The organism is Ectobacillus panaciterrae DSM 19096, assembly GCF_000430785.1.
Lineage (GTDB): Bacteria > Bacillota > Bacilli > Bacillales > Bacillaceae_G > Ectobacillus > Ectobacillus panaciterrae.
Genome location: NZ_AUMR01000019.1, coordinates 87,162 through 94,839, shown reverse-complemented (window position 1 = coordinate 94,839; position 7,678 = coordinate 87,162). Strand labels below are relative to the sequence as shown.

The window sequence follows — 7,678 nt, the reverse complement described above, 5'->3', positions numbered from 1 at the left end:
GTGATGGAAGATCTTAATATGAAAGGAATGTCACAAGACCTAAATTTTGGAAAGAGTGTAGCTGACAATGCTTGGGGCATGTTCACCACATTCCTGCGATATAAGTTAGAGGAACAGGGGAAGAGGCTGATCAAAATCGACAAGTGGTTTCCTTCATCCAAAACTTGTTCCTGTTGCGGTCAAGTAAGAGCAGAACTGTCTCTTTCTGAACGGACATTCCAATGTGAATGTGGATTCATGGCGGATAGAGATCATAATGCTTCTATCAATATCAAACGAGAGGGCTTACGCCTGTTAGCATAAACATATAGAGCACGGAATAGGCTCGATAGCTCAGTCCATTTCGTATCGTTAGGTGCGAGTACCTGAGAAGCCCCCACCTCTAAGCGTTAGCGTAGGTGGCGGGTAGTTCACCGTTAGATGCGAGTATCTGAAAAGCCTCACCTCTAAGCATAGCGTAGGCGAGGGTGTAGTTCACAACAAAAGCAGATGTGCTTCATGCAACGAAGGGCAGACTGAAAAAAGCCTTGCGTACAAAGGGGGCTTGTACGTAAGGCTTGTTGTTATTCATGAAAACTTCTAGTATATCGATTACTGTAAAAATGAAATAGGATTCACCGCGTTAGACTTCGCTGCATTCCAGCTCCCTACATGAAGCTCAAAATGCAAGTGCTGTCCATGAGACATTCCTGTGTTGCCCATGACGCCCAGTTGTTGCCCCTGCTGTACAACTTGTCCTTGCTGTACAGATCGGCTGCGCATATGTGCATAAACGGTAGTGTAGGTTTTTCCGTTAAGATTGTGAGAAAGGTATACTACATTTCCGTAACTGGAGGAATATTCCGAGCGAATGACTGTCCCTGAAGCTGCAGCTACAATTGGGACTGGGCCGGAAGCCGCAATATCAATACCTTTGTGGTTTTCATTCCCTCTCGTGCCAAAGTTTGATGAAATTGTGCCGGCAGCAGGCTTTATGAAAATTTTGGAGCCGCTTTGTATAGTTCCAGATGCACCAGAACCAGCTATGGATTGTCCTCCCAACAGCTGTTTTTCTTCCTCTTCATCCATGATTCCGCTCAGCGTCCGGCCAAGCTTTTGCTCCAAAGCTGCAATCGCACCAATTTTTTCTTTCTGGCTTTTCTCCAATTGTTGTTGCTTTTCTTGCAAAGAGGTTTCATATGAACGCAAAGCTTGTTCTTTGTCTTCCATGCTGTTTTTTTCTTTTTGAAGCATTTCCTCATCTGATTGCTGATCTTTTAAAATTGCTTCATCAGACTTGAAAATAAGGTTTAAGGAGTACATGCTGTCCAAAAGGTCTGCGATACTTCTTGATTGCGTGAATATGTCTGTAATTAAATTATCCTTTGGCTGGGATTGTAGGGCTACTAATCTCTTCTTTATGACAACTTGTCTTTGTTGCATCTTTTGTTGAAGCGCTTCAATGTTTTGCTTCTTTAAAGCAATTGCATCCTTATTTTGCTGAATTTGCTCCTGTGTGGATTCCAAGTCCGTTTGCGTCTTTGCGATTTCTTGGTCAAGCAGCTGTAACTGCTGCTTGAATTGTTCAATCTCTTTTTGAAGCTGCTGTTTTTCTGCTTCTTTGTTTTCGCTTACTATATTTTGAACGGAATTTACCTTTTCTGCGTTTACTTCAGCGTATGCAGGAAGCATATAAGTGCCCATTAAGACACCCGTCAGCAACGCAATACGAGCTGCTCTGTTTTTCATTACGGAAATATCCTCCTCATGCTATCTAGTAAAAGTTATATCATGAAAAGAAGGTGCTAATGTGTGCTGTAACGGAAACGTAAAGTGTTTTTAAAGAAGCAGGAATTTTTTGCTTCTCCAGCGAAACGTTCCGTATTCCGCTGCTTTAGACAAGCGACGAATTGCATTATTGAGGCGTGTTTGGATAGTAGCAGAGAGCAAAGAGTCATTACTTTGATTTGATAATATTAAACGTTAGGGGAAACTTTGGATGATGAGGCATTTGGTATTCGTATATGGAACGCTGCGCAAGGGAGAGAAAAATCATTATTTAATCCGTAAAGCAGAATGTGTGGAACGCAATGCTTATACGCATGGTAAGCTGTATGATACGGGTTTTCACTATCCTGCAATGGTGTTGGACGAAGATGAAAAAGTATACGGCGAGCTGTACCGGGTTGATGATGATATGCTGGAAATACTGTATCGACTCGAAGGGTACGAGCCGGGACGTGAGAGCAACTTGTATGAAACGATAGAGGCAGAGGTATTTTCTGAGAGCGGTTCTTATGAGGCGATTTTGTTTGTAGCGGGAAATCAGACGGATTTGCTGAAGAAGAGGATTCCTTCGGGGGACTGGATTCTTTATAAGAGAACATAAAGCAGAGAAACCGCCAAACTTCGGCGGTTTCTTTTTATCATAAATTAGACGAGAACACCCTCACTAGCTAGACGATTTGTACAATCTCCTCCGGTGTATGAACGATATAGTCTGGGTTCTCTTGCTCCACCACTTCAATCGCATCATAACCCCAGCCGACCCAAATGACCTTTACGTCACTCTTTTTGCATGCGACGATATCTCTTTGTTCATCGCCTACATAGATGACTTCTGTATTTTTAAGTTTGTGTGTTTTCAAAAACTTTTTAATGACTTTGTCCTTACCGAAAATTTTGTTTGAGCAAAGAATTTCATCAATGTGATAAATATGGTTTCTTTGAAGAAACTCTCGGATATTGTTTTCCGAATTCGATGAGATGATCGCCAAATGATATCCTTTGCTTTTCAATTCCTCTAATACGTCTTTAATGCCGTCCAACAAAACGACATGGTGAATCGAGCCTTTGTATAGATTATAAAACTCTGCCGCCATAAACGGTATTTTATATATTGGGAAGTCCAGAAGTTTGCATCTTTCTCTAATCGACAGCTTTCGTAAAGATTCCAGATCTTCTTTTTTCATCTTTTTGTACTTATATTTATCGGCAAGCTGATTGAATGCAGCAATCGTAACATCTTTTGAATCAACCAAAGTGCCGTCAAAATCGAAAATAATGTATTTAATCATATTGAATACTCCTTTTTTACAGTATGTTATCAGCGGCGAATATGATGGGATTACCTTGTAAAAGCAAAGCTGCATCTTCATTATATAATTTTTCAAGATTGATAGTGTAATATATTTCCAGATTTAAAGGATGGAAGCTGGGGAAGGACTTGGTTTTATAAATGAAAAAAGGCCTTGGCGAGAAGGCGGCTTAAGGCGCAAACGGGAAAAACAAAAAACCGACGATGAACAGTCCCAGGTAAGCAGCCACAACATAAAGCAAACTGAGCAAGCCGGCAAGGATAATAAATACCCATTTTACAGCTCCTTCAGAATACAGCGCTTTTTTAATAAGTCTGAAGTTAATTAAAACAAGAAGAGCAATGGCAGCAATAATATAAAACGGAACGACCCAGCTTCCAAGCGTTTCAGGTGCCTCGCCTGAACGCCATGCAGATTTGGCAGTATCAAAGAAACCTGTTTGATACTTGATAGTCAGTGTTCCTGCGATAAAAATCGTAATCATAGCACCGTAAATGCTGCCGAACCAAAGTTTTGCTTTTTTTGATGTGCCGATAAGTAGCAATACTACAACAGCTAAATAAAGAAAAGCAGCGAATTCCATATGAGCACCTCGATTTAATTCATTTTATTTTGCATATGTACTCATTCATCTCTGTGATTAAAGATAATCTATGTTCCTGTATGGAAAATTATAGCATGTAATTGTTTGTAAAAGTGAAACTTATTTTCGAGCAAAGGGGAGGGGAGAGTGTGTAGGGGAAGCTGCTATATTACGTGGTAAATATAGGAGTGCAGTATTTTTCGTGTTGTGTAGTTTATTATGCATTTAAAGGGAAAATAAGATAGTTCTTTAACTTTGGCAACAATACTTGTGACAAAATTATGTCTACTATTCATTGAGAGTAAGGTGGAAGCGTTTTAATATAGATTTGTAAGCGCTGTTAGTACTCGAGTTAAACAGCACAAGCAGAGTGTAAAGGGAGGTTTTGGACTATGGGTGAAACAAATATTCAGCAATCCGATGTAAACGTAAAGGTTAGAATACAGAAGTTCGGGAGCTATTTGAGCGGAATGATTATGCCGAATATCGGAGCATTCATCGCATGGGGAATTATTACGGCATTATTCATTCCTACAGGGTGGATGCCTAATGAAAGTATGGCTAAGCTAGTATCTCCTATGATTATGTTTTTGCTTCCAATATTGATTGGATTTACCGGTGGACGCATCGTATATGATATCCGCGGCGGGGTAGTAGGTGCTACAGCGACAATGGGAGTTATCGTCGGTGCTGATATTCCAATGTTTCTTGGCGCAATGATCATGGGTCCATTAGGCGGATTCGCCATTAAATTGTTCGATAAAGCCGTACATGGAAAAGTTAAATCAGGATTTGAGATGCTGGTGAATAACTTCTCTGCAGGAATTATCGGCGGATTGCTCACAATCTTAGCATTTAAGGGAATCGGGCCGGTTGTATTAGGACTTAATAAAGCTTTAGGAGCAGGGGTGCAAACCATTGTTGATGCAAATCTTCTGCCGCTTGCAAACGTCTTTATCGAGCCTGCAAAAGTTTTATTCTTAAACAATGCAATTAACCACGGAATTTTAAGCCCAATCGGGATTGAACAGTCACAATCTGCAGGAAAATCAATTTTATTCTTATTAGAGTCAAATCCTGGACCAGGGTTGGGCATCTTATTGGCATATATGCTATTCGGAAAAGGAACTGCCAAGCAAACAGCTCCTGGCGCTGTTATCATCCACTTTCTAGGCGGAATTCATGAAATTTATTTTCCTTATATTCTGATGAAGCCGCTCTTGATCCTGGCAGTGATTGCAGGCGGTATTACAGGAACATTAACTTTTAGTGTGCTCCATGCGGGATTGGTTGCCTCGCCGTCACCGGGCAGTATCTTTGCATTATTGGCAATGACTCCTAGAGGAAGCTATCTAGCTGTATTAGCCGGAGTATTGGTAGCTACAGCCGTATCATTTGGAGTAGCGTCTTTCATTTTGAAACTATCAAAAGCTGCAGCGTCTGAAGAAGATCTAGGCAAAGCTGCGGTCAAAATGCAGCAAATGAAAGGAAAAAAGAGTGAGGCAGTTATGTCCCTTGCTGCTCAGGAACAAAGTGCAACAGTGGAGAATGCAGCAGGCAGCATTAGCCTAGCGGATAAGAATGTACAGAAGATCATCTTTGCTTGTGATGCAGGTATGGGATCAAGTGCGATGGGAGCCTCAATCCTCCGAAACAAGGTAAAAAAGGCAGGTTTGAACATTGAAGTAGTGAACACAGCTATTAACAACTTGCCTTCCGATGCGGACATTGTGATTACGCATCGAGATTTAACGGATCGTGCGAAAGCGAAAGTGCCGAATACTATGCACATATCTGTTGATAATTTCTTAAATAGCCCAAAATATGATGAATTGCTTAATTCCATAGGTAGTTAAAGGATATTTCTATAGAATAGTTAGGCTGCTAAACGAGGAGGAGTTTCACGTGTATATTTCAGCCAGAGAAAGACAAATTATTGAATTGCTGATTAATAACCCAAAAGGACTTACTGTTGAAGTTATTTCTGAAACAATTGGAGTTAGCAGCCGAACTATACACAGGGAGTTAAAGAATATAGAAAATACTTTGTCCTCTTTTCAACTCGCATTAGTTAAGAAAGCAGGGACAGGTGTTTATATTGAGGGAGAGGAACATAACAAGAATCATTTGCAAATTTCTTTGTTAAAAGGGGCAGTGCAGGAATTTACTCCAAAAGAACGTCAAATATTGCTGCTCTGTACTCTTTTAAAAGAGAGGGAGCCTGTAAAATTAATTTCTTTAGCTCAAGATCTGCATGTTACAGTCGCCACAATAAGCAACGACTTGGGAAAAGCTGAAGAATTGATTGCTGGTTTTGAATTGGAGTTAGTCCGCAGGAAGGGACATGGTATTGAAATCCAGGGTTCAGAAAAAGAGAAGCGAAAGGCGCTAGGAAATATTATCGTAGGTAATCTTAATGAATATGAGTTTCTAGAAACAATTAACCAAAGCGAGGGTCAGGGTCACGTCTATTATCATAACGAAGTAACAAATAAACTGCTTGAGATTGTAAAGCTGGAGAGAATGGCGATGGTCAGTCAAGTTCTCAGCGGTATTAATAATAAGCTTACCTATGCTATGACAGATAGCGCCTATGTAACTTTTGTTGTTCACTTGACTTTAGCAGTTGAACGGATTATTCAAGAGGAGAAAGTAACAATAGATAATAAAGTACTGGCAGAACTAAAAGAGTCTAAAGAATATCCAATTGCACAACAAATTGCAAAAGAATTAGAAGAAGTATTCAATATTGTCATTCCGGAAGCCGAGTGCGGCTATATTACGATGCATTTGCAAGGTGCGAGATTTCGATATGAGAAGACAGAGTGGTCAGAAGAGGAAGACCTAAGAGTTGCTGTTTCTGTGAAAGAGTTAATTAGATACGTCTCACATTCGATGAATATTGATTTTCAAAAGGACGCATCCTTGTTCGAAGGTTTGCTGACCCATATTAGGCCTGCATTAAATCGAATAAGAAAATCGCTAGGAACACATAATCCGCTTACAGAAAAGATTAAAGCAGATTATGAGGTATTGTATAGCAAGATAGAAGAGGGACTGAAAGAAGTGTTTTCAAATACAGTATTTCCGGAAGACGAAATTGCATTTATTGTACTGCATTTCGGTTCTGCTATGGAAACTCACTATTATAACGGAGAGATAAAAGCATTGGTCATATGCTCCAGCGGTATCGGATCATCAAAGATGCTTGCGAGCAGAATCAGGAAAGAATTAAAGGAAGTTACCTATGTAGATGTTTCCTCTTTAAGTGAGTTAAAGAAAAAGGATTTAGCACAGTATGATATTATTTTGTCCACAATCCAAATGCCGGGTTTTACAAGAGAGTATCTCTTAGTCAATCCTTTGCTTACAAATGCTGAAGTGCAAAAAATTCGTAATCAATTAAAGATAAGGCTCCAAGATAACGAGGGAAACAAAAATCTTTTCGAGCAGTATACAGTACCTAAAATTGAACAAATCAATAGCATTGACCAAATGACAGAAATGTTTAATGAAGTACAGCAGTTGTCTGAGTCTATCGTACAAATTTTGCAAAATTTTCGTATTCAAAAAATTCCTTTTTCACCCACACTTTCTACCGTTCTGACGGAAGTGTGTAAGCAAACACAACTTATGGGGTTACTCACGAATTATTTTGAAGTATCAAACAAGCTGCTCGAACGTGAAAAACGGGGAGGGCTTGGAATTCCTAATACAGCAATGGGATTATTCCACTGCCGTTCAAAATTTGTGAAACAACCTACATTTTTAATTTTTACATTAGTGGAATCTATTCCGGTAAAAGCAATGGATCATACAACAATTACCTTGAAAACAGTGCTGTTATTATTGTCTCCGGAAAGTGTAAGCGAGTATCAGCTGGAAGTGCTGAGTACAATCAGTTCTACCATTATTGAAAATGAACAAACGCTGCATACGTTTGATTCTGAAAATTATAACGCTATTTATGCTGAGTTGGGAAAAGCATTCAAGAAAATACTGAAGGAAAAAATATGAT

At 39.7% G+C, this 7,678-nt stretch carries 7 protein-coding genes; 4 read left to right on the top strand and 3 right to left on the bottom strand.

The genetic code is table 11. From position 1 onward, the window contains the following. Positions 1 to 303 (top strand): RNA-guided endonuclease InsQ/TnpB family protein (locus H540_RS0107655; RefSeq protein ID WP_028400131.1); only part of this gene is annotated, 303 nt, incomplete at its 5' end. Between the two features lie 288 nt (positions 304 to 591). Here H540_RS0107655 and H540_RS0107650 read toward each other — a convergent pair. Next, complete coding sequence (locus H540_RS0107650) at positions 592 to 1,728, bottom strand: murein hydrolase activator EnvC family protein (protein ID WP_028400130.1); 1,137 nt, start codon at positions 1,726 to 1,728, stop codon at positions 592 to 594. 250 nt (positions 1,729 to 1,978) lie between these two features. Between H540_RS0107650 and H540_RS0107645 the strand changes: the two genes are divergently transcribed. Beyond that, positions 1,979 to 2,368: a gamma-glutamylcyclotransferase family protein gene (locus tag H540_RS0107645; protein WP_081415054.1), complete on the top strand. Its 390-nt coding sequence runs from the start codon at positions 1,979 to 1,981 to the stop codon at positions 2,366 to 2,368. 67 nt (positions 2,369 to 2,435) lie between these two features. On the opposite strand, the gene H540_RS0107640 is transcribed toward H540_RS0107645, so the two are convergent. Together H540_RS0107640 and H540_RS0107635 are read right to left on the bottom strand one after the other, a co-directional pair. Further along, entirely contained in the window at positions 2,436 to 3,056 is a 621-nt protein-coding gene (locus H540_RS0107640) for an HAD-IA family hydrolase (protein WP_028400128.1), read from the bottom strand. A 190-nt stretch (positions 3,057 to 3,246) separates the two neighbouring features. Then, positions 3,247 to 3,660 (bottom strand): hypothetical protein, encoded by a 414-nt coding sequence (locus H540_RS0107635; RefSeq protein WP_028400127.1) that lies wholly within the window; start codon positions 3,658 to 3,660, stop codon positions 3,247 to 3,249. 392 nt (positions 3,661 to 4,052) lie between these two features. On the opposite strand from H540_RS0107635, the gene H540_RS0107630 reads away from it, so the two are divergent. Beyond that, complete coding sequence (locus H540_RS0107630; protein WP_034670532.1) at positions 4,053 to 5,516, top strand: PTS mannitol transporter subunit IIBC; 1,464 nt, start codon at positions 4,053 to 4,055, stop codon at positions 5,514 to 5,516. A gap of 49 nt (positions 5,517 to 5,565) precedes the next feature. Continuing rightward, positions 5,566 to 7,677, top strand: a complete 2,112-nt coding sequence (locus H540_RS0107625) for a BglG family transcription antiterminator (protein ID WP_028400125.1) — start codon at positions 5,566 to 5,568, stop codon at positions 7,675 to 7,677. Position 7,678: the final 1 nt, after the last annotated feature.

Excerpts from the sequence above, each read along its gene's own strand:
- H540_RS0107645 (WP_081415054.1), top strand. The coding sequence starts at position 1,979 with ATGATGAGGCATTTGGTATTCGTATATGGAACGCTGCGCAAGGGAGAG.
- H540_RS0107635 (WP_028400127.1), bottom strand. The coding sequence starts at position 3,660 with ATGGAATTCGCTGCTTTTCTTTATTTAGCTGTTGTAGTATTGCTACTT.
- H540_RS0107630 (WP_034670532.1), top strand. The coding sequence starts at position 4,053 with ATGGGTGAAACAAATATTCAGCAATCCGATGTAAACGTAAAGGTTAGA.
- H540_RS0107650 (WP_028400130.1), bottom strand. The coding sequence starts at position 1,728 with ATGAAAAACAGAGCAGCTCGTATTGCGTTGCTGACGGGTGTCTTAATG.
- H540_RS0107640 (WP_028400128.1), bottom strand. The coding sequence starts at position 3,056 with ATGATTAAATACATTATTTTCGATTTTGACGGCACTTTGGTTGATTCA.